At 60.4% G+C, this 26,652-nt stretch carries 26 protein-coding genes; 10 read left to right on the top strand and 16 right to left on the bottom strand.

Going from position 1 to position 26,652, the window contains the following annotated elements; all coding sequences use genetic code 11:
• Positions 1-105: 105 nt before the first annotated feature.
• Entirely contained in the window at positions 106-1,305 is a 1,200-nt protein-coding gene (tyrS, locus tag BHC62_RS06545) for a tyrosine--tRNA ligase (protein ID WP_070994526.1), read from the bottom strand.
• Between the two features lie 210 nt (positions 1,306-1,515).
• Between tyrS and BHC62_RS06540 the strand changes: the two genes are divergently transcribed.
• Complete coding sequence (locus BHC62_RS06540; protein WP_029296733.1) at positions 1,516-2,928, top strand: peptidoglycan DD-metalloendopeptidase family protein; 1,413 nt, start codon at positions 1,516-1,518, stop codon at positions 2,926-2,928.
• 3 nt (positions 2,929-2,931) lie between these two features.
• Positions 2,932-4,023 (top strand): anhydro-N-acetylmuramic acid kinase, encoded by a 1,092-nt coding sequence (locus BHC62_RS06535; protein WP_070994525.1) that lies wholly within the window; start codon positions 2,932-2,934, stop codon positions 4,021-4,023.
• 67 nt (positions 4,024-4,090) lie between these two features.
• Here the strand turns inward: BHC62_RS06535 and erpA are convergent, their stop codons facing one another.
• A complete protein-coding gene (gene erpA / locus BHC62_RS06530) occupies positions 4,091-4,441 on the bottom strand; it encodes an iron-sulfur cluster insertion protein ErpA (protein ID WP_003176443.1) in 351 nt (116 codons plus the stop codon).
• A gap of 163 nt (positions 4,442-4,604) precedes the next feature.
• Positions 4,605-5,639, bottom strand: a complete 1,035-nt coding sequence (gene argC / locus BHC62_RS06525; protein ID WP_070994524.1) for an N-acetyl-gamma-glutamyl-phosphate reductase — start codon at positions 5,637-5,639, stop codon at positions 4,605-4,607.
• Between the two features lie 136 nt (positions 5,640-5,775).
• On the opposite strand from argC, the gene hemJ reads away from it, so the two are divergent.
• From hemJ to coq7, 6 genes are all read left to right on the top strand, one after another.
• Positions 5,776-6,204, top strand: a complete 429-nt coding sequence (gene hemJ, locus BHC62_RS06520) for a protoporphyrinogen oxidase HemJ (RefSeq protein ID WP_029296744.1) — start codon at positions 5,776-5,778, stop codon at positions 6,202-6,204.
• A gap of 35 nt (positions 6,205-6,239) precedes the next feature.
• Complete coding sequence (locus tag BHC62_RS06515; protein ID WP_029296746.1) at positions 6,240-7,202, top strand: nitronate monooxygenase family protein; 963 nt, start codon at positions 6,240-6,242, stop codon at positions 7,200-7,202.
• A 72-nt stretch (positions 7,203-7,274) separates the two neighbouring features.
• Complete coding sequence (locus tag BHC62_RS06510; protein WP_070994529.1) at positions 7,275-8,237, top strand: DUF805 domain-containing protein; 963 nt, start codon at positions 7,275-7,277, stop codon at positions 8,235-8,237.
• A 63-nt stretch (positions 8,238-8,300) separates the two neighbouring features.
• The gene (locus tag BHC62_RS06505) at positions 8,301-9,086 is read left to right on the top strand and encodes an SDR family oxidoreductase (protein WP_029296749.1); all 786 of its coding nucleotides are present in this window, start codon (positions 8,301-8,303) and stop codon (positions 9,084-9,086) included.
• A 46-nt stretch (positions 9,087-9,132) separates the two neighbouring features.
• On the top strand, positions 9,133-9,471 hold the full coding sequence (locus BHC62_RS06500; RefSeq protein WP_029296751.1) for a histidine triad nucleotide-binding protein: 339 nt from the start codon (positions 9,133-9,135) through the stop codon (positions 9,469-9,471).
• A 170-nt stretch (positions 9,472-9,641) separates the two neighbouring features.
• Positions 9,642-10,289: a 2-polyprenyl-3-methyl-6-methoxy-1,4-benzoquinone monooxygenase gene (coq7, locus tag BHC62_RS06495; protein ID WP_029296753.1), complete on the top strand. Its 648-nt coding sequence runs from the start codon at positions 9,642-9,644 to the stop codon at positions 10,287-10,289.
• Positions 10,290-10,409: 120 nt separating this feature from the next.
• On the opposite strand, the gene BHC62_RS06490 is transcribed toward coq7, so the two are convergent.
• Positions 10,410-10,832: an OsmC family protein gene (locus BHC62_RS06490; RefSeq protein ID WP_029296755.1), complete on the bottom strand. Its 423-nt coding sequence runs from the start codon at positions 10,830-10,832 to the stop codon at positions 10,410-10,412.
• 235 nt (positions 10,833-11,067) lie between these two features.
• On the opposite strand from BHC62_RS06490, the gene crp reads away from it, so the two are divergent.
• Complete coding sequence (crp, locus tag BHC62_RS06485; RefSeq protein WP_029296757.1) at positions 11,068-11,712, top strand: cAMP-activated global transcriptional regulator CRP; 645 nt, start codon at positions 11,068-11,070, stop codon at positions 11,710-11,712.
• Here the strand turns inward: crp and BHC62_RS06480 are convergent.
• The 4 genes from BHC62_RS06480 to BHC62_RS06465 all read right to left on the bottom strand — a co-directional run bounded on the left by BHC62_RS06480 (position 11,709) and on the right by BHC62_RS06465 (position 14,982).
• Entirely contained in the window at positions 11,709-12,404 is a 696-nt protein-coding gene (locus BHC62_RS06480) for a lipoate--protein ligase family protein (RefSeq protein ID WP_070994523.1), read from the bottom strand. The two genes, crp and BHC62_RS06480, sit on opposite strands and share 4 nt — an antisense overlap.
• A 92-nt stretch (positions 12,405-12,496) precedes the next feature.
• Positions 12,497-13,333: an indole-3-glycerol phosphate synthase TrpC gene (trpC, locus tag BHC62_RS06475; RefSeq protein ID WP_029296761.1), complete on the bottom strand. Its 837-nt coding sequence runs from the start codon at positions 13,331-13,333 to the stop codon at positions 12,497-12,499.
• On the bottom strand, positions 13,330-14,379 hold the full coding sequence (gene trpD, locus BHC62_RS06470; protein WP_029296763.1) for an anthranilate phosphoribosyltransferase: 1,050 nt from the start codon (positions 14,377-14,379) through the stop codon (positions 13,330-13,332). The genes trpC and trpD overlap by 4 nt, the downstream gene beginning before the upstream one ends.
• 9 nt (positions 14,380-14,388) lie before the next feature.
• Positions 14,389-14,982: an aminodeoxychorismate/anthranilate synthase component II gene (locus BHC62_RS06465; RefSeq protein WP_029296765.1), complete on the bottom strand. Its 594-nt coding sequence runs from the start codon at positions 14,980-14,982 to the stop codon at positions 14,389-14,391.
• A gap of 419 nt (positions 14,983-15,401) precedes the next feature.
• Here BHC62_RS06465 and estP point away from each other — a divergent pair, with 419 nt between their 5' ends.
• Positions 15,402-17,324, top strand: coding sequence for an esterase EstP (gene estP / locus BHC62_RS06460; protein ID WP_070994522.1), 1,923 nt, complete (start codon positions 15,402-15,404; stop codon positions 17,322-17,324).
• A gap of 173 nt (positions 17,325-17,497) precedes the next feature.
• Here estP and trpE read toward each other — a convergent pair whose 3' ends face one another.
• From trpE to BHC62_RS06420, 8 genes are all read right to left on the bottom strand, one after another.
• Entirely contained in the window at positions 17,498-18,979 is a 1,482-nt protein-coding gene (gene trpE / locus BHC62_RS06455; protein WP_029296771.1) for an anthranilate synthase component I, read from the bottom strand.
• Positions 18,980-19,047: 68 nt separating this feature from the next.
• On the bottom strand, positions 19,048-19,866 hold the full coding sequence (locus BHC62_RS06450; protein WP_029296774.1) for a phosphoglycolate phosphatase: 819 nt from the start codon (positions 19,864-19,866) through the stop codon (positions 19,048-19,050).
• Positions 19,863-20,537 (bottom strand): ribulose-phosphate 3-epimerase, encoded by a 675-nt coding sequence (gene rpe / locus BHC62_RS06445; protein ID WP_029296776.1) that lies wholly within the window; start codon positions 20,535-20,537, stop codon positions 19,863-19,865. Before rpe ends, BHC62_RS06450 begins: the two co-directional genes overlap by 4 nt.
• An 84-nt stretch (positions 20,538-20,621) precedes the next feature.
• Positions 20,622-21,770, bottom strand: a complete 1,149-nt coding sequence (locus tag BHC62_RS06440; protein WP_029296779.1) for an iron-containing alcohol dehydrogenase — start codon at positions 21,768-21,770, stop codon at positions 20,622-20,624.
• 216 nt (positions 21,771-21,986) lie between these two features.
• Complete coding sequence (locus tag BHC62_RS06435; RefSeq protein WP_029296783.1) at positions 21,987-22,814, bottom strand: ABC transporter permease; 828 nt, start codon at positions 22,812-22,814, stop codon at positions 21,987-21,989.
• A 12-nt stretch (positions 22,815-22,826) separates the two neighbouring features.
• On the bottom strand, positions 22,827-24,074 hold the full coding sequence (locus BHC62_RS06430) for an ABC transporter permease (RefSeq protein ID WP_070994521.1): 1,248 nt from the start codon (positions 24,072-24,074) through the stop codon (positions 22,827-22,829).
• 157 nt (positions 24,075-24,231) lie between these two features.
• Positions 24,232-25,272, bottom strand: coding sequence for an ABC transporter substrate-binding protein (locus BHC62_RS06425; protein ID WP_029296789.1), 1,041 nt, complete (start codon positions 25,270-25,272; stop codon positions 24,232-24,234).
• 46 nt (positions 25,273-25,318) lie between these two features.
• Complete coding sequence (locus BHC62_RS06420; RefSeq protein WP_029296791.1) at positions 25,319-26,431, bottom strand: ABC transporter ATP-binding protein; 1,113 nt, start codon at positions 26,429-26,431, stop codon at positions 25,319-25,321.
• Between the last annotated feature and the right edge of the window lie 221 nt (positions 26,432-26,652).

Here is a 26,652-nt window from a genome sequence, read left to right as displayed (position 1 = left end):
TCTCGCATAACTCATTGTTTACCAAGGAGTTTTCCGTTTCGACTGCGCCGGAAGTGGGGCGAATTATAGACAGATATAATTCGCCGTCAACCGTTAATTCCAGGTTTATTCGGATTTAAGCGTAATACGCGCAAATGCCTTCTTACCGGCCTGACAGACGTGGGTCGCGCCCAGCTCGTATATAAAGGTGCGATCGACAACCTCACCATCTATACGCACACCGCCAGACCCCAGGAGGTCGCGCGCCACTGCCGAGTTCTTCACCAGGCCCGCCTTATTAAGCACAGCGGCAATCGGCATCGCCTCGGTGGCAGTCAACTCGATCTCCGGCAGATCATCCGGCAGCTCGCCATCCTTCATGCGATTGCCCGCAGCACGGTGAGCGCTGGCCGCAGCCCCTTCACCATGGAAGCGCGCAACAATCTCTTCCGCCAGCTTGATCTTGACGTCCCGCGGGTTCGCACCAGCCTCAACGTCGGCACGCAATGCGTTGATCTCATCCATGGAGCGGAAGCTCAACAGCTCGAAGTAACGCCACATCAGCGCATCCGGGATAGAAACCAGCTTGCCATACATCACCCCCGGCGCCTCCTGGATGCCGACATAGTTGCCCAAAGACTTGGACATTTTCTTCACGCCATCCAGCCCTTCCAGCAATGGCATGGTCAGAATGCACTGAGCTTCCTGGCCATACGCGCGCTGCAGCTCGCGCCCCATCAACAGGTTGAACTTCTGGTCGGTACCACCCAACTCGACATCCGCACGCAGGGCCACCGAGTCATACCCCTGAACCAGCGGGTACAGGAACTCATGAATAGCGATAGGCTGGTTGGTGGAGTAGCGCTTATCGAAGTCATCGCGCTCAAGCATCCGCGCAACGGTGTACTGGGATGTCAGGCGAATGAAGTCCGCCGGCCCCATCTGATCCATCCACGTGGAGTTGAACGCCACCTCGGTCTTGGCCGGATCGAGAATCTTGAAGACCTGGGTCTTGTAGGTCTCGGCATTGTCCAAAACCTGCTCGCGGGTCAGCGGCGGGCGTGTGGCACTCTTACCGCTCGGGTCACCGATCATCCCGGTGAAATCACCTATAAGGAAGATCACCTGATGCCCCAGCTCCTGGAACTGGCGCAGCTTATTAATAAGCACGGTGTGACCCAAGTGCAGATCCGGCGCTGTCGGATCAAAGCCAGCCTTAATACGCAGGGGTTGGCCACGCTTGAGCTTTTCGATCAGCTCGGCCTCGACCAACAGTTCTTCCGCACCACGTTTGATCAGCGCTAGCTGCTCTTCAACCGACTTCATAACAGACCCGCAAGGCTCAGATTCAAAGGGAACCAACCATACAAGATCAGGGACTAATTACAAGTTTTGCCCTGCAAACGAGCACCATTCGGCGAGCCCGGCATTCGCAAGCTTGCACCACAGATGATTTGGTTATATTTTATACAGTTATTTCATCTTCATCATGTCATTCATCTTTTCCATTTCATCTTTTCAAAGTCAAAATTACCTATGACCACTGAACCGTCTAAAGCGCCGCCGCTTTACCCGAAGACCCACCTGCTCGCAGCAAGTGGTATCGCCGCCCTTCTCAGCCTGGCACTCCTGGTATTCCCTTCCAGTGACGTAGAAGCCAAACGAACGACTCTGAGCCTTGACTTGGAGAGCCCGATTGAACAACTGACACAAGATCAAGACGCTTCTGACGCGCAACAAGCCACAACCGCGAGCGTCGAGTCGCCATTTGCACAGATTGAAGACAGCGCGGATGACACCAAGACAACCGCCCAGGCAGCTCCTGTACCCCAGGTAGCAAAGGGCCCCGAGCATCGCGAAGTGATCGTGGCCAAAGGCGACACGCTGTCGACGCTGTTCGAAAAAGTTGGCCTTCCAGCCGCGACCGTTAACGATGTGTTGGCCAGCGATAAGCAAGCCAAGCAATTCACCCAGCTCAAGCGCGGCCAGAAACTTGAGTTCGAGCTGAGCCCAGAAGGTCAACTGACCACCCTGCACACCAATCTCAGCGATCTTGAAAGCATCACCTTGACCAAGGGCGCCAAGGGATTTGCCTTCAATCGCGTAACCACCAAGCCGGTGATGCGCTCTGCCTACATCCATGGCGTGATCAACAGCTCGCTGTCCCAGTCGGCGGCACGCGCAGGCCTGTCCCATAGCATGACCATGGATATGGCCAGCGTGTTTGGCTACGACATCGACTTCGCTCAGGATATTCGCCAGGGTGACGAATTCGACGTGATCTACGAGCAAAAGGTGGCCAACGGCAAGGTCGTCGGCACCGGCAATATCCTGTCGGCGCGCTTTACCAATCGCGGCAAGACCTACACCGCCGTGCGTTACACCAACAAACAAGGCAACAGCAGCTACTACACCGCCGATGGCAATAGCATGCGCAAGGCCTTCATCCGTACTCCTGTTGACTTCGCCCGTATTAGCTCGCGTTTTTCCATGGGCCGCAAGCATCCAATTCTGAACAAAATCCGCGCCCACAAAGGTGTCGACTATGCCGCACCGCGCGGCACGCCGATCAAGGCTGCCGGCGATGGCAAGGTGCTGCTGGCCGGGCGCCGCGGCGGCTACGGCAACACCGTGATCATCCAGCACGGCAACAGCTACCGTACGCTTTACGGCCACATGCAAGGCTTTGCCAAAGGCGTGAAAACCGGCGGCAACGTCAAGCAAGGCCAGGTGATTGGCTATATCGGTACCACCGGCCTGTCCACCGGGCCGCACTTGCACTATGAGTTCCAGGTCAACGGCGTGCACGTCGACCCACTGGGCCAGAAGCTGCCGATGGCCGACCCGATCGCCAAGGCCGAGCGCGCGCGCTTCCTTCAGCAAAGCCAACCGCTGATGGCACGTATGGACCAGGAACGCGCCACCATGCTGGCTTCGGCGAAGCGTTAAGCGATGGCGCTCTATATAGGTGTCATGTCCGGGACCAGCCTCGATGGCCTGGACATTGCGCTGATCGAGCAGGACACGGCGGTCAAACTGATCGCCACCCATTACATTCCCATGCCTGAAACGCTGCGGGCGGAGCTGCTGGGTCTTTGCGCCAGCGGCCCGGACGAGATTGCCCGCTCGGCGATTGCCCAGCAAAACTGGGTAACACTCGCCGCCCATGGCATTCATGCCTTGCTGGAGCAACAGCAGCTCACTCACCACGACATCCGCGCAATTGGCAGCCACGGGCAAACCATTCGCCACGAGCCCGCCCGCGGTTTTACCGTACAGATCGGCAACCCCGCACTACTGACTGAGCTGACCGGAATCACCGTGGTCAGTGACTTTCGTAGCCGCGATGTGGCCGCCGGCGGCCAGGGTGCGCCGCTGGTGCCAGCCTTTCACGAAGCGTTGTTTGGCGAGGCTGCCGGCAACCGCGCAGTACTGAACGTCGGCGGCTTCAGCAATCTGAGCCTGATCGAGACTGGTAAACCGGTAGCTGGCTTTGATTGCGGCCCGGGCAATGTCCTGCTGGATGCCTGGATTCACCAGCAAAGGGGCGATAGCTTTGACCGTGACGGCCAATGGGCGTCCACAGGAAAGATCGAACCACAACTGCTGGCCGCGCTGCTCAGCGACCCTTTCTTCCTGACAAAGGGCCCGAAAAGCACGGGGCGCGAAGTCTTCAACCTGCCATGGCTGGAACACCACCTCGGTCGACTGCCATCATTCAATGCGCAGGATGTCCAGGCCACGCTGCTGGAGCTGACAGCGCAGACCATCGTCGAATCGCTGAAAACCGCACAGCCGCAAACCGAAACCCTGCTGGTATGTGGTGGTGGCGCCCATAACACGACGCTGATGAACCGTATCGCAGCCTTGCTGCCGGCCACTCGCGTCAGCAGCACCGCCACCCACGGCGTCGATCCCGACTGGGTTGAGGCCATGGCCTTCGCCTGGCTGGCCCATTGCAGCCTTGAAGGCATCGCCGCCAACCGTCCAAGCGTTACCGGCGCCCGCGGCCTTCGCGTACTTGGCGCGATCTACCCAGCCTGACACGCAGATAGCAAAACGCCGCTTGGCCCCATAAGAGCCAAACGGCGTTTTGCCTATCCGCTATCGATCAGATCGAGAACGACGAACCGCAACCACAAGTCGTGGTGGCATTCGGGTTTTTGATCACAAAGCGCGAGCCTTCCAAACCTTCCTGGTAATCAACCTCGGCACCTGCCAAGTACTGGAAGCTCATCGGATCCACGACCAGGCTTACGCCCTCGCGCTCGACGATGGTGTCGTCATCGGCCACATCTTCATCGAAGGTAAAGCCGTACTGAAACCCTGAACAACCGCCGCCCGTAACGAATACGCGCAGCTTCAAGCGATCATTACCCTCTTCATCGACCAGGCTCTTCACCTTGTGCGCAGCACCGTGGGTGAATTGCAAAGCCGTGGGGGTGAAGGATTCAACGCTCATGCTGATAATCTCCCGGCGTAGCGCCGCCATATGCGTGATGGCGGCCATTATCCGCTTCTCCTAGAAAAGCGGTCAACTATTGTTACGGTATATCAATCTGCGTAGCCGCCCTTAAAAACGCAAAAGGCCCGATCAACGGGCCTTTTGCACAGCAGCCGACGCTTTAAGGCAGCATGCCGGCATGGGACAAACCGAGCTTCTCATCGAGGCCGAACAAGATGTTCAAGTTCTGCACAGCCTGGCCCGACGCGCCTTTGACCAGGTTATCAATGACCGACAGCACCACGACCAGGTCGCCGTCCTGCGGACGATGCACGGCGATCCGGCATACGTTGGCGCCGCGCACGCTACGAGTTTCCGGGTGGCTGCCAGCTGGCATCACATCGACGAACGGTTCATTGGCATAGCGTTTTTCAAACAGTGCCTGCAGGTCCACCGAGCGATCCTTGACGGTTGCATACAGCGTCGAGTGAATCCCACGGATCATCGGGGTCAGGTGCGGCACGAACGTCAGACCGACGTCACTGCCGGCAGCCCGACGCAGGCCTTGGCGAATTTCCGGCAAGTGGCGATGCCCTTTTACGGCATACGCTTTCATGCTTTCCGAGGTCTCGGCGTACAAGGAGCCTACGGCCGCACCACGACCAGCGCCGCTGACGCCCGACTTGCAGTCGGCAATCAGGCGCGAAGCATCCGCCAGACCGGCTTCGAGCAGTGGCAGGAAGCCCAACTGGGTCGCCGTCGGATAGCAACCTGGCACGGCAATCAGGCGCGCCTTGCTGATCTGCTCGCGATTGACCTCAGGCAAACCATACACCGCCTCCTCAAGCAGCTCCGGAGCACCGTGGGGCTGGCCGTACCACTTGGCCCACTCATCGGCATCCTGCAGGCGGAAGTCCGCCGAGAGGTCGATGACCTTGGTCCCGGCCGCCAGCAACTCACCCGCCAAGGCATGGGCAACCCCATGTGGTGTGGCGAAGAACACGACGTCGCAGGCACCCAGGGTCTTGATGTCCGGAACGCTGAACGCCAGGCCATCGTAATGGCCGCGCAGGTTCGGATACATATCGGCAACGGCCAGGCCAGCCTCGGATCGGGAGGTGATGACCACCACCTCAGCTTGCGGATGCTGAGCCAACAGACGCAGCAATTCGACACCGGTGTAACCCGTGCCGCCGACGATACCGACCTTGACCATAAACCTGCCCTCAACGAACCCACTGGAAAGCCGTCGATAATAGGGGTCGTATCGTTCTGCGACAACCGTCAACGTGACGTGCGCGCACTCTAACCTCTACTATCTCCAGTCACCGTGAACCTGGGAATAACTAAAAATGCTTTATCTATGGCTCAAAGCCTTTCATATCGTCAGCATTGTCTGCTGGTTTGCCGGGCTGTTTTACCTGCCGCGCCTGTTCGTCTATCACGCACAAAGCCAGGATGCCGTCAGTCAGGAGCGTTTCAGCCTGATGGAGCGCAAGCTGTACAAGGGCATCATGCTGCCAGCGATGATCGCCACCCTGGTATTCGGCATCTGGTTGATCAGCCTTAACCCAAGTGTATTCAGCCAGGGTGGATGGATGCACGCCAAGCTGACCCTGGTAGTAATCCTGATCGGTTACCACCACATGTGTGGCGCCCAGGTAAAACGTTTCGCCCGTGGCGAAAACACCCGCAGCCATGTCTTTTATCGCTGGTTCAATGAAGTGCCGGTTCTGATATTGCTGGCTATTGTAATTTTGGTCGTCGTAAAGCCGTTCTAACTCTAATCAGCCGCACCTAAACCGGGGTACTTCCAATGTCGCTGCCCGCTTTGCTTGAACAACGTCTGCGCCTGCCCGTGGTGGCTGCGCCGATGTTCCTGATTTCCAACCCGCAACTAGTCCTGGCGTGCTGTCGCAATGGCGTGGTCGGGAGCTTCCCGGCACTCAACCAGCGCGAGAGCAGCGGGTTCAAGGCCTGGCTGGAAGAAATCGAAGCGGGCCTGGCGCTACTGGACAATCCCGCGCCTTACGCGGTCAACCTGATCGTGCACAACAGCAACCCGCGCCTTGAGGCTGACCTGGCGATCTGCGTCGAGCACAAGGTGCCGATCGTTATCACCAGCCTGGGTGCGGTCAAGGAGTTGGTAGACGCCGTACACAGTTACGGCGGCCTGGTGTTCCACGACGTCACCACCCGACGCCATGCCGAGAAAGCCGCCGAGGCCGGGGTCGACGGGCTGATCGCCGTAGCCGCAGGGGCTGGTGGTCACGCGGGCACCTGGAGTCCATTCTCGCTGATCGCCGAAATCCGCCAGTTTTTCGACAAGACCCTGCTACTGGCCGGCTGCTTGAACCATGGGCACGAGATTCTCGCCGCGCAATTGCTCGGTGCTGATCTCGCGTATTTCGGTACCCGCTTTATCGGCACCACTGAAAGCCACGCCCCCGATGCCTATAAAGAGATGCTGCTCACATCCCGCGCAGCCGATATCGTGCACACTCCGGCGGTATCCGGCGTGCCTGCCAGTTTTATGCGACAAAGCCTGGAAAACGCCGGCTTCGACCTCGCCGCCCTGCAAGGCAAAGGTGAAGTCAACTTCGGCTCCAAGCTCAAGCCTCTCAGCGACGAGGCAAAGGCTTGGAAGACTGTATGGTCCGCCGGCCAGGGCGTCGGTGAAATTGACGACTTACCCAGCGTCGATGAACTGGTTGCCCGTCTCGATGCCGAATACCGCAAGGCGCGTGAGCAAGCGGCACAATTGCGCTGGCCACGCTGACACACCCCCCAGGCCTGCCGATTGAAGCAGGCCTGCATTACCTACCTCCTGGAAAGTGACAAGGATGCCCGCATGAGCGACAACCGTTTCAAGATTGTGTTTGATGGAGCCCTGCTCCCGGGTGTCGAAAGCACCACCGCCAAGCTGAACCTGGCCGAACTGTTCAAAAGCGACGTTGAAGCGATCGAAAAGCTTTTCACCGGTCGTCCGGTCGCCCTGAAGCGCGACCTGTCTCACCCCGATGCCGAAACCTACCTGACGGCCCTGAAAAACACCGGGATTGATGCACGCATCGAAGCCGAACAACCCGTGGCCTTCAGCCTGGCTGAAACTCACGAGACTGACTCCGCCCGCCCTGACGTCTCAAGCGCGGCTGCTTCGCCATACGCACCGCCGCGCGCAGCTGTCGGGGATAACCTTCCCGAGTTTTCCACCCTCAAGGTGTTTACCGTCAACGGCCGTATCGGGCGCCTGCGCTTCCTGGCCTGGACCCTGGTGCTGAGCCTGGCGATGTTCGCCATCGTGGGTGCCCTGTTCACCGTGGGCCTGGGTATTGCCGCAGCCTCCCCCACCGCCGCAATCATCATTGGCTCGCTGCTTGGCTTCGTCGTACTCGTGGCGTCTGTGTGGATCAGTGTCCAGATCACCGTACAGCGCCTGCATGACCTGGGCTGGTCCGGCTGGTTATGGTTCCTGAACCTCGTACCGATCGTAGGCAGCATTTTCCCGATCCTGCTGATCGTGCTGCCAGGCAATGCGGGCGCCAACCAATATGGTGCGCCACCGCCACGCAACTCGACGGCGGTGAAGGTCCTGGCCACCCTGTGGCTAGCGCTGCTCCCATTGATCTTCGCCGCTATGGTGATGCTCGCCATGAGCGGTTACCTGGACCAGCTCGAAAGCAGCGTGGACAGCGGCTATGAAAGCAGCTCCATGACCACCGATGAAGACGCGGACCAGAGCGTCATCGCCGGTGAAGAAGACGCGCAAAGTGCTGACGATGCGGCCGAACCTGTAGACTCTCCGGAAGAATGAAGAAACGCCCCGCGCCTGTGACGCATCTGTCGCAGGCGCGGTGGCGTTGCGATGGAGAAACGCATGACCCGTTACGCTCTGATCACCGGTGCCTCCAGCGGCATCGGCCTGGCCTTGGCCGAAGCACTGGCCCGTCGCGGCCGCAGCTTGATTCTGGTGGCCCGCCAGCGTGATCAGTTGGAAAGTATTGCCATAGAACTGACCCAACGCTTTGGCGTCGAGGTGCTGTTCCGTGCCTGCGACCTGGGCGAACCGTTGCGCCTGTCCGGGTTCCTGCTGGAGCTGGAAGAAGGCGAGCGACAGATCGACTTGCTGGTCAACTGCGCCGGCATCGGCACCAGCGGGCCATTCCTGGCCCAGGATTGGATGACCGAGCAGGACCTGATCGAAGTCAACGTCCTGGCCCTGACTCGTCTGTGCCACGCACTGGGTAACTCCATGGCCCTGCAGGGTGGCGGGCAGATTCTCAACGTCGCGTCGGTCGCAGCCTTCCAGCCGGGTCCATGGATGAGCACCTATTACGCCAGCAAAGCCTATGTGCTGCACTTCTCCGAAGGCCTGCGCGAAGAGCTGAAGAGCTGCGGCATCAAGGTTTCAGTACTTTGCCCCGGCCCGACACGCACCGCGTTCTTCGGTACCGCACAGATGGACACCGCCAAGCTGGACCGCTTGGCGTTGATGAGCCCGGAAGAGGTGGCGCTGCACACCGTTCGCGCCCTGGCAAAGAACAAAGCGATCATTATTCCCGGGCGCCGTAATCGCTGGCTGGCGTTCAGCCCGCGCTTGAGCCCACGCTGGTTGACCCGCAAGATTGCCGGCGCCATCAACAAGGCCTATTGCCCGCGTTGAACTGCTGAGTACACTCACCCTGCACTTTCATAATGGAGAAACAGCTGTGGATACTCTGTTCACCAAGATCATCAACAGAGAAATACCCGCGAGGATTATCTACGAGGATGACCAGGTCCTGGCCTTCCACGATATTGCGCCAATGGCCCCCGTGCATTTCCTGGTGATTCCGAAAAAGCCGATCCGCACCCTCAACGACCTGACGGAAGAAGATAAAGGCCTGGCTGGACACATCCTGTACACCGCCCAGCGCCTGGCCGTGGAACAAGGCTGTGAAAAAGGTTTTCGCGTGGTCATGAACTGCAATGAAGATGGCGGTCAGACCGTCTATCACATTCATATGCATGTATTGGGTCAACGCCAGATGAACTGGCCACCGGGCTGAAACCCTATTGTAGGACCCGGCTCGCCGGCGATGTCGCCTTCCAGAGCACCGTAACCCTCAGGAGCCTCATCGCCAGCAAGCCGCCCCCCCTACAAGAAGCATGACCCAGCGCAAACGCACGCCCCTTTCTTGCGGTAAACTGGGCGCCGAGATTTTTCCCGGAGGTCAGCATGACTACCCAACGTCACTACTCGCCGATTGACCGACTGCTGCTGCAAGCCGATACGGCCATGCGCACGCTGCTACCCTTCAGCGGCCAGCCGTATCGCCCATCACCCGCCATCGTGCAACCCGAAGCGCAAATGAGCGAGACGGACACCCGTCATGTCGCCGGCCTGATGCGTATCAACCATACCGGTGAAGTCTGCGCCCAGGCGCTGTACCAGGGCCAAGCCCTGACCGCCAAGCTGCCGCAAGTACGCGCAGCCATGGAGCATGCGGCCGAGGAAGAAATCGACCACTTGGCCTGGTGTGAACAGCGCATCCGCCAGTTGGGCAGCCACCCCAGCGTGCTGAACCCACTGTTTTACGGTTTGTCGTTTGGTATCGGGGCCGCTGCGGGATTGATCAGCGACAAGGTCAGCCTGGGTTTTGTCGCGGCGACCGAACATCAGGTGTGCAAGCACCTGGATGAGCATCTGGAACAACTGCCGGCCGAGGACGAAAAATCCCGGGCGATTCTTGAGCAGATGCGTATCGACGAAGAGCACCACGCCGAAAGCGCGTTGGATGCCGGCGGATTCCGCTTCCCGGCGCCGGTAAGGTTTGGCATGAGCCTGATGGCCAAGGTCATGACCAAAAGCACTTACCGCATTTAAACCTCGCACGAACATTGTAGGAGCGAGCTTGCTCGCGAAAAACTCAAGAGCACCGCGGGCAGCCTGACTAAACCCGCTGTCGCTGGCGTTCTTCGCGAGCAAGCTCGCTCCTACAAAAGGTCAACCCAGCTCAATGATCTCGTAATCATGAGTAATGGCCACTCCGGCCGCGCCAAGCATGATCGAGGCCGAACAGTACTTCTGCGCCGACAGCTCGATAGCCCGCTTGACCTGCGCCTCCTTCAGCGCGCGCCCCTTGACCACAAAATGCATATGGATCTTGGTAAACACCTTTGGATCTTCAGTGGCGCGCTCGGCCTCCAGAAAGGCTTCGCAGCTTTCCACCGCCTGGCGCGACTTCTTCAGGATGCTGACCACATCAAAATTACTGCAGCCGCCCACGCCTAGCAGGAGCATTTCCATGGGCCGTACCCCCAGATTGCGACCACCGGCCTCCGGCGGGCCATCCATGACCACCACATGGCCACTGCCCGACTCACCGAGGAACATGGCTTCGCCCGCCCATTGGATGCGTGCCTTCATCGCCCAGACTCCACTGCTAAAAAAGGGGCGCCAGCTTATCACAGGCCCCCGCGAGCGCAGTCTTCTACCGCAATGCGCTTAACAGTAGGCCTTGATAGATAAATTCCCTGATCGAGTCAGAATGTGTCTGTTAAGCTGGCGCCAAATCAATGGCGCATTGCCATCCATTGGATGGACCTCGCTCGATAAAAAATACAAGTCCAACCACACCGTGCAGTCTTTTCGGGATACAACCATGGTTGCTATTACCCCCATACCCAAGATCAAGAACCTCGACAAGCTACTGACTCATTGTCAGCGGCGACGCTATCCGGCGAAACAGAACATCATCTGCGCCGGGGAACGCTCGGAAACCCTCTTCTTCATTATCAAAGGTTCGGTCACGATCCTGATCGAGGATGAAGACGGCCGTGAAATGATCATCGCCTACCTCAACACCGGTGATTTTTTCGGCGAACTGGGGCTGTTTGAGCAAGCCGGCAAAGAACAGGAACGTAGCGCCTGGGTGAGAGCCAAGATCGAGTGTGAGGTCGCGGAAATCAGCTACGCAAAATTTCGCGAGCTGGCCCAACAGGATCCGGAAATTCTCTACGCCCTGAGCGGCCAGATTGCCCAGCGATTACGCAACACCACACGCAAAGTCGGCGATCTGGCATTCTTCGATGTCACAGGGCGCGTCGCCCGCTGCCTGCTGGAGCTGTGCAAGCAGCCAGATGCCATGACTCATCCTGACGGAATGCAGATCAAGGTTACGCGCCAAGAGATCGGGCGCATCGTCGGTTGCTCGCGGGAGATGGTCGGTCGGGTGCTCAAGGATCTGGAAGAGCGCAACCTGGTTCACGTCAAAGGCAAGACGATGGTGGTGTTCGGCACCCGCTAGGGCGCAAAGACCTGCGCCAGCATCTGCCGGTATAAAGCGTCGAGGCGGCTGACCGCATCCGGCGCAGCAAAGGCTTCATGCAGGGCGATATGGCTGTCGGCACGAACCCGTTGCTCCAGGCCACACGCCTGGTTGAAGCGATTGACCGCAGCAATCAGTTCTTCGCGATGGTTATCCAGCAACAGTGCGCCATGCACCAGGCCCACCGGGCGCCCACCACTCTGGCGCCAACGCTGGGCAGTACCGACCATCTTGCGTCCGTCGAGATTGACGTTATAGCGGCCATCGCAAAAGGCGCCGTCGATTTCGCCTACAGAAGCATCGCCCCCCAACTCAGTCAGCAAATCGCAGATAGGTTGGCACAGACGCAAGTACCCGGTTTCAATCCGGCCCTGGTCGCCTTCACTGCGCGGCGGTGCGTAGACCAGAGCGATATTGACCGTCGCGCTCGATTGCGGCACCGGTTCACCGCCGGTTTCCCGTAGCAATACCGGCCAACCATGGGCGGCCGACACTTGGCTCGCCGCTTCAAACGCAGGCAAGCGGCTCAGGCGGCGAGGCATCACCAATGCCTGGTCGCTGGGTTGCCAGAACAGCAGCCCGAATGACTGCTCACCCGCACAGACGGCTGCCAGCAAGTCCTGCTCGGCGGCAAGGCCTGCTTCAACGGTCATCGCTACGGGCTGGATCATCGGGCATTTACCTCTCTGAATAAACACAAAAGCAAATGTGGGAGCTGGCTTGTGTGGGAGCTGGCCAGCTCCCCCAGTGACCGCGTTTCAAATCAATCCAGCGTCGAACCGCTGACCGGCACACCACGCTCCGGGAAAAACAGGCGCTGCAACTCAGCCCCAGGATTTTCCGCACGCATAAAGGTTTCGCCGACCAGGAACGAGTAGACGTCGCTGATTTCCATCAGCTCCACATCCGCACGATTGACGATCCCACTCTCGGTAATCACCAGCCGGTCGCGGGGAATGCGTGGCAGCAAGTCCAAGGTGGTTTCGAGGTTGACTTCAAAGGTGTGCAGATTGCGGTTGTTGACCCCAACCAGCCGTGTATCGAGGGTTTTCAGTGCACGCTCCAGCTCGTCACCGTCGTGGACTTCGACCAGTACATCCAGGCCCACGCCTTTGGCAACAGCCGCCAGCTCGGCCATCTGCACGTCGTCCAGCGCCGAAACGATCAGCAGCACGCAATCGGCGCCCAATGCCCGGGCTTCGACGATCTGATACGGGTCTATCATGAAGTCCTTGCGGATCACCGGTAACTTGCACGCGGCGCGGGCTTGTTGCAGGTAAGCGTCGGAACCTTGGAAATAGTCGATGTCAGTCAGCACGGAAAGGCAGGTCGCCCCGCCCTTCTCGTAACTGGCAGCAATTTCTGCTGGCACGAAGTGCTCGCGGATCACACCTTTGCTCGGCGAGGCCTTTTTGATCTCTGCGATCACCGCCGGCTGCTTGAGCTTGGCCTGGGTAATCAGGGCATTGGCGAAGCCGCGCGGTGCATCGGCGCTTCTCGCCAGGCCTTCCAGCTCGGCCAGGCTCACGCGGGCGCGGCGCTCGGCGACTTCTTCAACTTTGCGGGCGAGGATGTTTTCCAGGACTGTTGGCACACTCATCCTTCATTCTCCATTTTGAATACGGCCGTGAATGCTCCCAGCTCTTCGAGTTTTTCGCGAGCCAGACCCGTGTGCAGCGCATCGTGGGCTAAGGCGACACCTTCTTTAAGACTATAGGCGTGATCGGCTGCGTAAAGTGCCGCGCCAGCATTCAGAACAATCATCTCAGCCGCTTTCTGGCCGTTTTCGGTCTTGCGGCGCCCCAAGGCATCGCGAATCAACTCCAGGGAAGCCGCCGGGCTTTCCACCGCCAGGCCATGCAGGCTCTGGCTCTTCATACCGAGGTCTTCTGGCTCGACCCAGTACTCAGTGACCTGGTCGTTCTTGAGCTCCGCCACAAAGGTCGGGGCCGCCAGGCTGAATTCGTCCAGGCCATCCTTGGAATGCACCACCAGCACATGCTTGCTGCCCAGGCGTTGCAGGACTTCGGCCAAAGGCCGGCACAGCGCCTGGCTGAACACGCCCACCACCTGATGTTTCACACCGGCCGGATTCGTAAGCGGGCCAAGCATGTTGAACAGGGTACGCAGGCCCAGGTCCTTGCGCGGGCCAGCGGCGTGCTTCATCGCCCCATGGTGGGACTGGGCAAACATAAAGCCGATGCCAACGTTATCGATGCAGCGCGCCACCTGCACCGGCGTCAGGTTCAGGTAGATACCTGCCGCTTCCAGCAGGTCGGCACTGCCGCTCTTGCCCGATACCGCGCGGTTGCCATGCTTGGCCACGGTGCAGCCAGCGGCCGCGACCACAAAGGAAGACGCCGTCGATACGTTGAAGATATTCGCACCATCGCCGCCGGTGCCGACCACATCGACCACGCCGTCGAGGGTCTTGAGTTCGACCTTGTCCGCCAGCTCGCGCATCACTGAGACGGCGCCGACGATTTCGTCGATGCTCTCGCTTTTCATGCGCATGGCCATCATAAAGGCGCCAATCTGCGCATCGGTGCATTGACCGGTCATGATTTCGCGCATGACATCGCTCATTTCAGCGGTGCTCAGGTCCAGATGGCCGACGATACGGCTCAGGGCAGTCTTGATATCCATGGAAAGTCCTTAGCGCGTGCCGCCGCTCTGCTTGAGAAAGTTGGCGAACAGCTCGTAGCCCTGCTCGGTCAGAATCGATTCGGGGTGAAATTGCACCCCTTCGACATTCAGTGTCTTGTGCCGCAGGCCCATGATCTCATCGACCGAGCCGTCTTCCAGTTGGGTCCAGGCCGTCAGTTCCAGGCACTCGGGCAGGGTTTCGCGCTTGACCACCAGTGAGTGGTAGCGGGTCACCGTCACCGGTAGGTTCAGGCCCTGGAACACGCCCAGGTCACGATGAAACACCGGGCTGGTCTTGCCGTGCATTACCTGGCGGGCACGCACTACATCGCCACCAAACGCCTGGCCGATGGATTGGTGGCCCAGGCAAACCCCGAGAATCGGCAGCTTGCCGGCAAAATACTTGATCGCTTCAAGGGAAATTCCCGCCTCGGTCGGCGTACACGGCCCGGGCGAAACGACGATGCGCTCCGGGTTCAAGGCCGCAATCTGCGCCACGGTCATTTCATCGTTGCGCACCACCTTGACCTCGGCACCCAGCTCGCCCAGGTATTGCACAACGTTGTAGGTAAAGGAGTCGTAGTTATCAATCATCAGCAACATGTGGGTTCAAACCTCTTGAATTCACTGATTTCGAATGACCGCCTTCCAAGAGAGTGACCCGCTGCCAGACGCACTTTCCGGTTGCCAGGGTGAGCCGGCAAGGGGCGTCGAACAAAGGGTGAAGAAGGCAAATCGGTACAGGTCCGGCGGGGCCGGCAGAGAAAATTCAGGCGCGCCAACGCCAACGGGCGTGTGCCTTGACTACTCGCATCAAGAGTTTGCTGATGATCAACACGGGGAGGGTCTCATTCATACGTTCCCGCACAGTAACGTAGCCTCGCCGGCCGTGCAATATGGAGCAGCAAATACGGGGGCGATGACCAAGGGTTTGTAGGAAAAAACGATTTTCCTCACAGGCAACTCCCACTACATTGCTAGTGTTCCACTTCCGATACAAAAACAATCACATGGAATTTCGTATGCTCAGACCATATTTTGTTGCGCCCCTTGCCGGCTGCCTCTTGGCACTGGCCTGCGCGCAGGCGTTTGCAGCACCTTCACCTTATTCAACCATGGTCGTTTTCGGCGATAGCCTGGCGGACGCCGGCCAGTTCCCCGACGGGTTGTCTGGCGCCAGCCTGCGCTTCACCAACCGTACCGGTCCGACATTCCAAGGCGACTATGGCCTGGTGTCATCAACCCTGCTGGGCTCGAAACTGGGCGTAGCGCCAAACGACCTGAATGCCTCCACCTCCCCGGTTCGCGCGGCGCAAGGCTTGCCTGACGGCAACAACTGGGCGGTCGGTGGTTACCGGACCGACAACATCCTGGATTCCATCACCTCGGTATCCAACACCGCGATCCCACCCGGCAATGCGGGCGCGGGCACGGTGTTGCGCAGTCGCCAGGGCTACCTGCCGGCAAACGGCGGGCGCGCCGACCCCAATGCCCTGTACTTTCTGTCCGGTGGCGGCAATGACTTCCTGCAACAGCGCATCGGCAGCCCTGGCGACGCCGTTGCGGCAGGCGGGCGCCTGGCCGACAGCGCCCAGGTCCTGCAACAAGCCGGTGCGCGCTACATCATGGTGTGGATGCTACCCGACCTGGGCCTGACACCTGCCATCAACGGCACACCACAGCAGGCAGCGACCTCCGCCCTGAGTAATATTTTCAACCAGGCATTGGTACAACGCCTGTCGCAGATCGATGCCCAGATCATCCCGTTGAATATTCCACTGTTGTTGCAAGAATCCTTCGCCGACCCGGGCCGATTTGGCCTGGCGACCGGGCAGAACCTTACCGGCACCTGCTTCAGTGGCAACAGTTGCACCGCCAACCCGGTCTACGGCATTGGCGGCACCAACCCGGATCCGACCAAGCTGATCTACAACGACTCGGTCCACCCCACCGTCGCCGGGCAGCGCCTGATCGCCGACTACGCCTATTCCCTGCTGGCCGCCCCTTGGGAGCTGACCTTGCTGCCGGAAATGGCCCAGGGCACCCTGCGTGCCCACCAGGATGAGCTGCGCAACCAATGGCAAGCGGACAATGGCAACTGGCAGGCCGTTGGCCAATGGCGCGCAATTGTGGCCGGCGGTGGCCAGCGCCTGGACTTTGATGATCAACGCAGTTCGGCCAGTGGCGACGGCAGTGGCTACAACCTGAATGTCGGCACCAGCTATCGGCTCGACGAGAGTTGGCGCGTAGGCGTCGCGGCTGGCTTGTATCGCCAGACCCTGGAAGCCGGCGCCAACGACTCGGACTACAAGCTCAACAGCTACATGGGCAGCGCATTCGCGCAGTATCAGCACAATCACTGGTGGGCCGATGCCGCGCTGACCGGTGGCCGCCTGGACTTCGACAGCCTCAAGCGCAAATTCGCCCTGGGCGTCAGCGAAGGCTCCGAAAAAGGCGACACCGACGGCTGGCTCTGGGCCTTGAGCGGCCGCGTGGGTTATGACATTGCCGGGGTCGGCAGCGACTGGCACCTGTCACCGTTCATCAGCGCCGACTATGCGCGGGTCGAAGTCGATGGCTACGGGGAAAAAGGCAACCGCTCCACGGCGCTGACCTTTGATGACCAGCAGCGCGACTCCAAACGCCTGGGGGTTGGCCTGCAAGGCAGCTACCGGGTCACCCCGCAAACCCAGGTGTTTGGCGAAGTGGCTCACGAGCATGAGTTCGAGAATGACACCCAGAAGGTGAACATTTCGCTCAACAGCGTGCAAGGGATCGACTTCAAGCTGGACGGCTACACGCCCCGCAGCAACTCAGACCGCCTGAGCCTCGGGGTCAGCCACAAGTTGACCCAGGAGCTGGCGTTGCGGGCCGCCTATAACGTAAGGAAGGATGACAGCCTGACCCAGCAGGGAGTCAGTGTCGGGGTGAGCCTGGATTTCTAATACGGTCGCAAGTCCAACGTAAAACCAATGTGGGAGCGGCGGTGCGACTTGCCCGCGATAGCGGTGGTTCAGTCACTACATCGGTGACTGACAGACCGCCATCGCGGGCAAGTCGAATCGTCGCACCGCCGCTCCCACACAAACCCGCCCCACAGTTGGATCTGGACCGGCCGTTAGTCCTGCGGGCTCTGCTCGGCCAACGCCACCGCTCGGAACATCGCCCGGCGCTTGTTCAGGGTTTCTTCCCATTCCAGGGCCGGCACCGAGTCGGCAACAATCCCGCCGCCCGCCTGCACATGCAATTCGCCATCCTTGATCACCGCCGTGCGGATCGCAATGGCGGTGTCCATGTTGCCATTCCACGCAAAATAGCCCACGGCGCCGCCGTAGACACCGCGTTTGACCGGCTCCAGTTCATCGATGATTTCCATCGCGCGGATCTTCGGTGCACCAGACAAGGTGCCCGCCGGCAGAATCGCGCGCAACGCGTCCATTGCCGTCAGCCCGGCCTTCAGCTCGCCGGTGACGTTGGAGACGATGTGCATCACGTTGGAATAACGCTCGATCACCATTTTCTCGGTGAGTTTCACCGAGCCGATTTCCGAAACGCGCCCGGTGTCGTTACGCCCCAGGTCGATAAGCATCAAGTGCTCGGCGATTTCCTTGTCGTCGGACAGCAGGTCTTCTTCGAGCGCCAGGTCGGCCTCTTCGGTGGCGCCACGGGGCCGGGTGCCGGCAATCGGACGCACGGTGATGAGGTTATCTTCGACACGTACCAACACTTCCGGCGAGCTGCCCACCACGTGGAAGTCGCCAAAGTTGAAGAAGTACATGTACGGCGTAGGGTTGAAGCAGCGCAGCGCCCGGTACAGGTCGATGGGCGCCGCCTTGAAGTCGATGGACATGCGTTGCGACGGCACTACTTGCATGCAGTCACCGGCGAGGATGTATTCCTTGATGGTATCGACCGCGCGCTCGTAGTCATCCTGGGTAAAGCTGGAGCGGAATACCGGGTCGGCCGCCGGCGGACGGCTGAGGTCCAGGCCGCGACGTGGGGTGATCGGCTGGCGCAGCTTGTCCAGCAGGGCCTCGAGGCTAGCCTGGCCTTGCTCGAAAGCATCGGCCTGGGCCGGGTCGGCGAGGACGATCGCGTGCATCTTGCCTGCCAGGTTGTCGAACACCACCACCGCGTCGGAAACCATCAGCAGAATGTCCGGCACCCCCAAAGGATCGGGGTTTGGGCATTTGCCCAGGCGCTGTTCCACGTAACGCACGCAGTCGTAGCCGAAATACCCCACCAGGCCGCCATTGAAGCGCGGCAGGCCAGGGATGGTCGGCACGTTGTAGCGCGCCTTGAACGCTTCGACGAAGGCCAGCGGGTCTTGCACATCGTGGCTTTCGATCTCGACGCCGTCATGGGTGATGCTGACGTGATAGTCATGCACCCGCAGGACCGTGCGGCACGGCAGGCCGATGATCGAGTAACGACCCCACTTTTCACCGCCCTGCACCGATTCCAGCAGGTAGGAGTTGGGCTCGTCGGCCAGCTTCAGGTAGATCGACAGCGGCGTATCGAAGTCGGCCAGGGTTTCCCGGGCCATGGGGATACGGTTGTAGCCGGCAGCGGCCAAACGCAGGAATTCTTCGCGGATCATGAGGTGCCTCGTGGCGTGAGGGTCTAACGGTCAGGTATGCAAACGTGCCGCAGCGCGGCCAGGATCAGTCAGGCGCGCCAACGCCAGCGGGCCAGGGCCTTGATGACTTTCATCCAGAGTTTGCGAGTGACCACCACGATGGGATTTCCAGAAGGGGATGGGACGGCGTCGGGCAACGTTATCTCAGCGCCCGCTCCCAAGCAACCGGGGATTAGCAGTCGCAGGTCGTCAATCACCAGCGCCGGCGACTCTTCAGCAATCGGCCGGCCATGGTTATAGCCGTAGCTCAGGGCCACGCACTGCACGCCCGCCGCTTTTGCCGCCAGCACATCACTGCGCGAATCGCCGACAAACAGCGATTGGGACGCCGGGATGTTGGCCATTTTCATCACGAAGAACAGCGCCGCCGGATCAGGCTTTTTCTGCGGCAGGGTATCGCCACCGATGATCCAGCGGAAATACCGGCCGATCTTCATCTGGTCCAGCAGCGGCGCAACGAAGCGTTCCGGCTTGTTGGTGATCAGGGCCATTTCCACGCCCTGCTTGTGCAACCACTTGAGGGTGTCGCGTACGCCGGGGTAAACCACGGTCAGTTCGTGGCCGTCTTCGTAGGCGGCGTTGAACAATTCCAGCGCGTGCTCGGCCTCCACGTCATCGACACCCTGGGCGTCGATGTGATTGGCCAGGGCCCGGCGCACCAGCATCTGCACGCCGTTGCCGACCCAGTCGCGCACCGACTCGATACCCACAGGCTTGCGCCCCAGTTTGAGCAGCATCTGGTCCACCGCCACTGCCAGGTCCGGCACCGAGTCGACCAGGGTGCCGTCCAGATCAAACATCACCAGCCGTGGCAACTTGCCGGGGAACAACTGCTCAAAACCGCTCATGGACGCGCCAGCGCCAGTTCTGCACGCATCTTGGCGATCACCGCCTGATAGTCAGGGGTGTTGAAGATCGCCGAGCCGGCGACGAAAGTGTCGGCGCCCGCCGCCGCGATGTCACGGATGTTGTTGACGTTGACCCCACCGTCGATCTCCAGGCGGATATCGCGGCCAGAGGCATCGATCAGCGCGCGGGCTTCACGCAGCTTGTCGAGGGTGCCGGGGATGAACTTCTGCCCGCCAAAGCCTGGGTTGACGCTCATCAGCAAGACCATGTCGACCTTGTCCATCACGTACTTGAGCGTGTCCAGCGGCGTCGCCGGGTTGAACACCAGCCCGGCCTTGCAACCGCCTTCGCGGATCAACTGCAGGGAACGGTCGATGTGCAGCGTGGCTTCCGGGTGGAAGGTGATGTAGGTCGCGCCGGCTTCAATGAAGTCGCCGATGATGCGATCCACCGGGCTGACCATCAGGTGCACGTCAATCGGCGCGGTCACGCCGTATTTGCGCAGCGCTGCACAGACCATCGGACCGATGGTCAGGTTCGGCACATAGTGGTTGTCCATGACATCGAAGTGCACGAAGTCGGCACCGGCGGCCAACACGTTGTCCACTTCCTCACCCAGGCGGGCGAAGTCGGCGGAGAGGATCGATGGAGCAATAACGAAGGGCTGCATGACGCACCTTTTCTGAGCTAAATCACGATGGCGCGCATTGTATACCTCATGCTTTGCTGCGCGCACCGTGACCTGACTCAATGGCTAATAGGCGGCGCGGTAGATTTTCTCGATATCCGCCGCACTGAGCTTGCGCGGGTTGTTGCGCATCAGCCGCTCGATTCCCGCGGCCTCTACCGCCATGGCCGGGATCGCCTCCTCCGGCACGCCGAAGCTGCGCAGGCCCTGGGGGATCTCCACTGCGGCACATAGCCGCGTCATCGCCTCCACCGCCTGGTCGGCAGCGTCGTTGAGACTCAACGCGCTGACATTCACGCCCATGGCCTGGGCAATATCCTGCATGCGCTCGACACAGGCCAGCTTGTTCCAGTGCATCACGTAGGGCAGCAGCAACGCGTTGCTCACCCCATGGGCAATATTGAAGCGCCCGCCCAACGGATAGGCCAGCGCATGCACCGCGCCCACCCCGGCATTGCCGAACGCCATGCCGGCCATCAGGCTGGCGGTGGCCATATCGTCACGCGCCTGCAGGTTGGCCGGGTTGGCATAAGCCTTGGGCAAGGCCTTGGCAATCAACTTGATCGCGCCGATGGCCAGGGCATCGGTGATCGGCGAGGCGTTCAGCGACAGATAGGACTCGATGGCATGCACCAGGGCATCCACGCCACTGGCCGCCGTGACACTGCGCGGGCAGGTCAGGGTCATTTGCGGGCTGATCAGCGCGACATCCGGCAGCAGATAGTCGCTGACGATGCCTTTTTTCAATTGCGCGGCCTTGTCTGAAAGAATCGCCACATTGGTCACTTCCGAACCGGTGCCGGCCGTGGTGGGAATCGCAATCAGCGGCGGCCCCTTGCGCGGCACCTGGTCCACGCCGAACAAATCCGCGAGGGCGCCGTGATAACCGGCATAGGCGGCAACGCTCTTGGCGATATCAATGGCACTGCCACCGCCCACACCGATCAGGCCGTCATGCCCGCCTTCGCGGTAGACCTGCATGCAGTCTTCGACAATGGCGATCTCCGGGTCGGGCAACACCCGGTCGAAAATCTCATAGGGACGATCACCCAACTGCGCCAACGCCAGTTGCACCGTACCGGACTTGACCAGCGCGGCATCGGTGACGATCAGCGGGTTATCGATATCCAGCCGGGTCAGCTCGGCGGCCAATTGTTCGATGGCGCCTGGGCCGGTGAGCAATTTATGGGCGATCTTGAATGAGGAGGTACTCATGTGCGCGGCCTCTTATAAGTTGGGGGGCTGGCACAAGAATAGCTGGGGAATATGGGTTGTCTGCCATTCAGCGGCTGAATGGTCGGATGACTCCAGGCAGGCACGGTCACTGTAGGAGCTGGCTTGCCTGCGATGGTATCGGCTCGGTGTCTCAGGTGTACCGAGGTGATGCCATCGCAGGCAAGCCAGCTTCCACAGATGATCGGGTTTCAGCAGTCAGACCTGCGCGGTGCGCAGTTTTTCGCTGCGCCCACGCAGCCATTCCAGGGTCAACAGCAATACCACCGAGAAGGCGATCAACAAGGTCGCCGCCGCGGCAATGGTCGGGCTGAGGTTTTCGCGGATGCCGCTGAACATCTGCCGCGGCAAGGTCGCCTGCTCGGGCCCGGCGAGGAATAGCGTCACCACCACCTCATCGAACGACGTGGCAAAGGCAAACAGCGCCCCGGAAATAACCCCCGGCGCAATCAACGGCAAGGTCACCCGGCGAAAGGCAGTCAGTGGCGATGCACCCAGGCTGGCCGCTGCCCGCACCAGGTTATGGTTGAACCCCTGCAAGGTCGCCGACACCGTGATGATCACAAAGGGCACGCCCAACACCGCATGCACCACGATCAGCGAAAAGAAGCTGTTGCCCAATCCCAGCGGGGCAAAGAACAGATAACTGGCCACGCCGATAATCACCACGGGCACCACCATCGGCGAAATCACCAGGGCCATCACCAGCGCTTTGCCGGGGAAATGGCCACGGGTCAGGCCGATGGCCGCCAGCGTACCGAATACCATCGCCAGCACCGTCGCTGCCGGGGCGACGATGATGCTGTTCTTCAAGGCGCGCATCCATTCCGCCGAGGCGAAGAAGTCCTGGTACCAGTGCAGCGAAAACCCCTGCAACGGGTACACCAGGAAACTTCCGGAGTTGAATGACAGCGGGATAATCACCAACACCGGCAGGATCAGGAACAACAGGATCAGGCCGCAGAGGATCCGCAAGCTGTAGAACCACACCCGTTCGATGGGTGACATGTAAGGACTGCTGGACATATCAGGCGCTCCTCAGCTCAGGCGCAGGCGGCTGGCGCCCACCAGCCAGTTGTAGATCAGGTACAGCACCACGGTCGCCAGCAGCAGCAAGCCGCCCAGTGCAGTGGCCATGCCCCAGTTGATGCTGGTGTTGGTGTAGAACGCCACGAAATAGCTGACCATCTGGTCGTTCGGGCTGCCCAGCAGCGCCGGGGTGATGTAGTAACCAATCGCCAGGATGAACACCAACAGGCAACCGGCACCGACGCCCGCATAGGTTTGCGGGAAGTACACCCGCCAGAAACTGGCAAACGGATGACAACCCAGGGAAATCGCCGCGCGCATATAGGTCGGTGAAATACCCTTCATTACGCTGTAGATCGGCAAAATCATGAACGGCAGCAGGATATGTACCATGGAGATGTAGACCCCAAGCCGGTTGAACACCAACTCCAGCGGCTTATCGATGATGCCCATGCTCATCAGCGCGCCGTTGATCAAGCCACCGGACTGCAACAACACAATCCACGCGGCGACCCGCACCAGCACCGAAGTCCAGAAGGGCAGCAGCACCAGGATCATCAACAGGTTGCTCTGCCGCGCCGGCAGGTTGGCCAGCAGGTATGCCAGCGGATAGGCCAGCAACAGGCAGCACACGGTAATCACCAGGCCCATCCAGAAGGTGCGGGCGAAGATATCGAGGTAGATCGCCTGGTCCGGCGTGGCTGGGGCGACTTCGCCCAGGTCGTCGATCCGATGATCGACCGCCGCCAGCAGGTAGTAAGGCGTCAGGCTGGTGGTATTGCGGCGGATTGCCTGCCAGTACGCGGGGTCGCCCCAGCGTTCGTCGAGGTTTTCCAACGCTTCTTTATAAGAGGCAGGCACTTCGCTGAACGGCAGCGCCCGCGCGGTTTTGGTCAGCAGGCTGCGATAGCCCGCCAGTTCCATGTTCAGGCGCTTGGACAGATCGCCCAGGGTCTGGTTTTTGCGGGCTTCGCCAAGGTCCTCGCTGATGGCCTGGTACACCGGCTCGCCGGGCAAGCCACGACCATCCCAGGCCGTCACCGCCACCACGGTGCGCGGCAGGCCGGCGACCACTTCCGGGTTACCGACGCTTTTGTAGAGCAGCGCGACGATGGGCACCAGGAACACCAGCAGCAAAAACACCACCAGTGGCGCGATCAGCGCCTGGGCCTTCCAGCGGTTAAGCCGCTCGGCACGCGCCAGGCGCTGCTTCAAGCTGGGGGTGGTGACCTCGTTCGAGGGAACGGCGATGGCCATGGCAAACTCCGGAAAATCTACTGTTGAGACCCGTGTGAAAGGCCCCCTTGTGGGAGCCGGGCTTGCCCGCGATGCCAGCGCCTCGGTGTGTCGGGTCTACCGAGGTGATGCCATCGCAGGCAAGCCAGCTCCCACAGGGGTTATGTGGCGCGGCTTATTACTTGGCGGCCCAGGAATTGAAGCGCTGCTCCAACTGCTCGCCGTTATCCGCCCAGAAGCTCACATCGATCTGCACCTGGTTGGCGATATTTTCCGGGGTGGTCGGCATATCCTTGAGGATGTCCTTGGCCAGCAGCGGCACAGCCTGGGTATTGGCCGGGCCGTAGGCGATGTTTTCCGAATAGGTTTTCTGCTGTTGCGGTGCCACGGAGAAGGCGATGAATTTCTTCGCCGCCTCAGCGCGCTCCTTGCTCAGGCCCTTGGGGATCGCCCAGGCGTCGAAATCGTAGATACCGCCGTTCCACACCACTTTCAGGTTGCTCTCTTTCTGCACAGCGGCGATCCGGCCGTTGTAGGCCGAGCTCATGACCACATCACCCGAGGCCAGGTACTGCGGCGGCTGTGCGCCGGCTTCCCACCACTGGATCGACGGTTTGAGTTCATCGAGTTTCTTGAAGGCGCGGTCCTGGCCATCTTTGCTGGCCAGCACTTTGTAGACATCCTTGGGCGCCACGCCGTCGGCCATCAGGGCGAATTCCAGGGTGTATTTGGCGCCCTTGCGCAGGCCACGCTTGCCCGGGAAGTTCTTGGTGTCCCAGAAGTCTGCCCAACTGGTGGGCGCAGTCTTCAGTTTGTCGGCGTTGTAGGCCATCACTGTGGACCACACAAAGAACCCCACGCCGCAGGATTGGATCGCGCCTTTCACATAGTCGTCGGGGTTGCCGAACAGTTTCGGGTCCAGCGGTTCGAACATGTCTTCGTCACAGCCACGGGACAGTTCCGGCGACTCGACTTCCACCAGGTCCCAGGACACGCTCTTGGTGTCGACCATGGCTTTGACCTTGGCCATCTCGCCGTTGTACTCGCCGGCGATGATCTTGCCGTTGCCCGCGCTTTCCCACGGGGCATAGAAAGCCTTGACCTGGGCCGCCTTGTTCGCGCCGCCAAACGACACCACCGTCAGGTCGGGACCTGCCATGACCTGTGAAGCACCCGCCAGGCCAATGGCCAGGGCGGTCAATTTCAGGGATCTCAACATTTATTGTTCTCTCCACGTGCAGGGTTGGGTGAAGCCAAGGGGGCGATCAATTCGCCTCTAGAAGTGGGTCGAGTGCGCGAACGTGCTCGACTTGCCAGCCAATCGGAACCACATCGCCGACCGTCAGTGCCGGGTCCAGCTCGGCGATCGGTTGTTTCACAAAGAAATCAGCCTTGCCGCAGACTTCCAGGCGCACACGTACGTGATCGCCCAGGTAGATGAATTCGGCCACCCGACCCGAGAAGCGATTGCTGCAGCTTTCGCTGGAGCCATTGAGGCTGACCCGTTCCGGGCGCACCGACAGGGTTACCGGGCCGCCGATCTGCCCGACATTCACCGCCAGCGCCTCGACCTTCTCGCCCCGCGCCAGCTCGACCACGCAACGCTCACCGGTGTGGCTGTGCAGGCGGCCGTTAAGGCGGTTGTTCTCACCGATGAAGTTGGCGACGAAGGTGTTTTTCGGCTCTTCATACAAGGTGCGCGGCGGTGCGATCTGCTGGATCTCGCCCTGATGGAACACCGCCACGCGGTCGGACATGGTCAGCGCTTCACCCTGGTCGTGGGTCACGTAGACCACGGTCACGCCGAGGCGCTGGTGCAGGTGCTTGATCTCCATCTGCATGTGTTCACGCAGCTGTTTATCGAGGGCGCCGAGGGGTTCGTCCATCAACACCAACTGCGGCTCGAATACCAAGGCACGGGCCAGCGCGACCCGTTGTTGCTGGCCGCCGGAAAGTTGCGCGGGGTAGCGCTGGGCGAAGGCGTCGAGTTGCACCATGCTCAGCACGCGCTTGACCCGCTCACTGACATCGGTCTTGCTCAAACCCCGGACTGTCAGGGGGAACGCCAGGTTCTCGGCCACGGTCATGTGCGGGAACAGCGCGTAGTTCTGGAACACCATGCCAATGTCACGCTTGTGCGGCGGCACGTTGTTGATCGAGCGTCCGGCCAGGAGGATTTCCCCGGCGGTCGGCGTTTCGAAGCCCGCCAGCATCATCAGGCTGGTGGTCTTGCCCGAGCCGGACGGGCCCAGCAGGGTAAGGAACTCGCCTTTGCGAATGTCCAGGTTGAGGTCTTTGACGATCAGGTTCTCGCCGTCGTAGCTCTTCTGCACACCACGAAAGCTGACCAGCACATCATTTGAATCCACCTCGCTCATACCCGCACCTTTGTGTTTTGGACTGCTGTGGAGCAAGCGTAGTCCAGGCGCCAGCCCACGAAAATCGGGGCGCAAGAGAGATTGGCATCAGCGCGGTGGAAGGTTCGGGGTAGGGATTGCCCTACACGGATGGCGGGCATGGGACAGTTGAGCGGTCAGGAGGACGCGACAAGCCGCAGGCATGGGCTGCGGGGTGCTGCCGGGGTGTCGCAAATAGATAC

This window comes from Pseudomonas sp. 06C 126 (genome assembly GCF_001855215.1).
In the GTDB taxonomy this organism is placed as follows: domain Bacteria; phylum Pseudomonadota; class Gammaproteobacteria; order Pseudomonadales; family Pseudomonadaceae; genus Aquipseudomonas; species Aquipseudomonas proteolytica.
The sequence above is the reverse complement of the archived record's forward strand: the minus strand, read 5'-3'. Positions and strand labels throughout refer to the sequence as shown.

Excerpts from the sequence above, each read along its gene's own strand:
- BHC62_RS06435 (WP_029296783.1), bottom strand. The coding sequence starts at position 22,814 with ATGTCCAGCAGTCCTTACATGTCACCCATCGAACGGGTGTGGTTCTAC.
- BHC62_RS06440 (WP_029296779.1), bottom strand. The coding sequence starts at position 21,770 with ATGAGTACCTCCTCATTCAAGATCGCCCATAAATTGCTCACCGGCCCA.
- BHC62_RS06425 (WP_029296789.1), bottom strand. The coding sequence starts at position 25,272 with ATGTTGAGATCCCTGAAATTGACCGCCCTGGCCATTGGCCTGGCGGGT.
- BHC62_RS06505 (WP_029296749.1), top strand. The coding sequence starts at position 8,301 with ATGACCCGTTACGCTCTGATCACCGGTGCCTCCAGCGGCATCGGCCTG.
- BHC62_RS06465 (WP_029296765.1), bottom strand. The coding sequence starts at position 14,982 with ATGTTGCTGATGATTGATAACTACGACTCCTTTACCTACAACGTTGTG.
- estP (WP_070994522.1), top strand. The coding sequence starts at position 15,402 with ATGCTCAGACCATATTTTGTTGCGCCCCTTGCCGGCTGCCTCTTGGCA.
- BHC62_RS06490 (WP_029296755.1), bottom strand. The coding sequence starts at position 10,832 with ATGAAGGCACGCATCCAATGGGCGGGCGAAGCCATGTTCCTCGGTGAG.
- argC (WP_070994524.1), bottom strand. The coding sequence starts at position 5,639 with ATGGTCAAGGTCGGTATCGTCGGCGGCACGGGTTACACCGGTGTCGAA.
- BHC62_RS06430 (WP_070994521.1), bottom strand. The coding sequence starts at position 24,074 with ATGGCCATCGCCGTTCCCTCGAACGAGGTCACCACCCCCAGCTTGAAG.
- tyrS (WP_070994526.1), bottom strand. The coding sequence starts at position 1,305 with ATGAAGTCGGTTGAAGAGCAGCTAGCGCTGATCAAACGTGGTGCGGAA.
- BHC62_RS06510 (WP_070994529.1), top strand. The coding sequence starts at position 7,275 with ATGAGCGACAACCGTTTCAAGATTGTGTTTGATGGAGCCCTGCTCCCG.
- hemJ (WP_029296744.1), top strand. The coding sequence starts at position 5,776 with ATGCTTTATCTATGGCTCAAAGCCTTTCATATCGTCAGCATTGTCTGC.
- BHC62_RS06450 (WP_029296774.1), bottom strand. The coding sequence starts at position 19,866 with ATGAGCGGTTTTGAGCAGTTGTTCCCCGGCAAGTTGCCACGGCTGGTG.
- erpA (WP_003176443.1), bottom strand. The coding sequence starts at position 4,441 with ATGAGCGTTGAATCCTTCACCCCCACGGCTTTGCAATTCACCCACGGT.
- trpE (WP_029296771.1), bottom strand. The coding sequence starts at position 18,979 with ATGATCCGCGAAGAATTCCTGCGTTTGGCCGCTGCCGGCTACAACCGT.
- BHC62_RS06535 (WP_070994525.1), top strand. The coding sequence starts at position 2,932 with ATGGCGCTCTATATAGGTGTCATGTCCGGGACCAGCCTCGATGGCCTG.
- BHC62_RS06540 (WP_029296733.1), top strand. The coding sequence starts at position 1,516 with ATGACCACTGAACCGTCTAAAGCGCCGCCGCTTTACCCGAAGACCCAC.
- trpC (WP_029296761.1), bottom strand. The coding sequence starts at position 13,333 with ATGAGTGTGCCAACAGTCCTGGAAAACATCCTCGCCCGCAAAGTTGAA.
- BHC62_RS06480 (WP_070994523.1), bottom strand. The coding sequence starts at position 12,404 with ATGATCCAGCCCGTAGCGATGACCGTTGAAGCAGGCCTTGCCGCCGAG.
- trpD (WP_029296763.1), bottom strand. The coding sequence starts at position 14,379 with ATGGATATCAAGACTGCCCTGAGCCGTATCGTCGGCCATCTGGACCTG.
- coq7 (WP_029296753.1), top strand. The coding sequence starts at position 9,642 with ATGACTACCCAACGTCACTACTCGCCGATTGACCGACTGCTGCTGCAA.
- BHC62_RS06420 (WP_029296791.1), bottom strand. The coding sequence starts at position 26,431 with ATGAGCGAGGTGGATTCAAATGATGTGCTGGTCAGCTTTCGTGGTGTG.
- crp (WP_029296757.1), top strand. The coding sequence starts at position 11,068 with ATGGTTGCTATTACCCCCATACCCAAGATCAAGAACCTCGACAAGCTA.
- BHC62_RS06515 (WP_029296746.1), top strand. The coding sequence starts at position 6,240 with ATGTCGCTGCCCGCTTTGCTTGAACAACGTCTGCGCCTGCCCGTGGTG.
- rpe (WP_029296776.1), bottom strand. The coding sequence starts at position 20,537 with ATGCAGCCCTTCGTTATTGCTCCATCGATCCTCTCCGCCGACTTCGCC.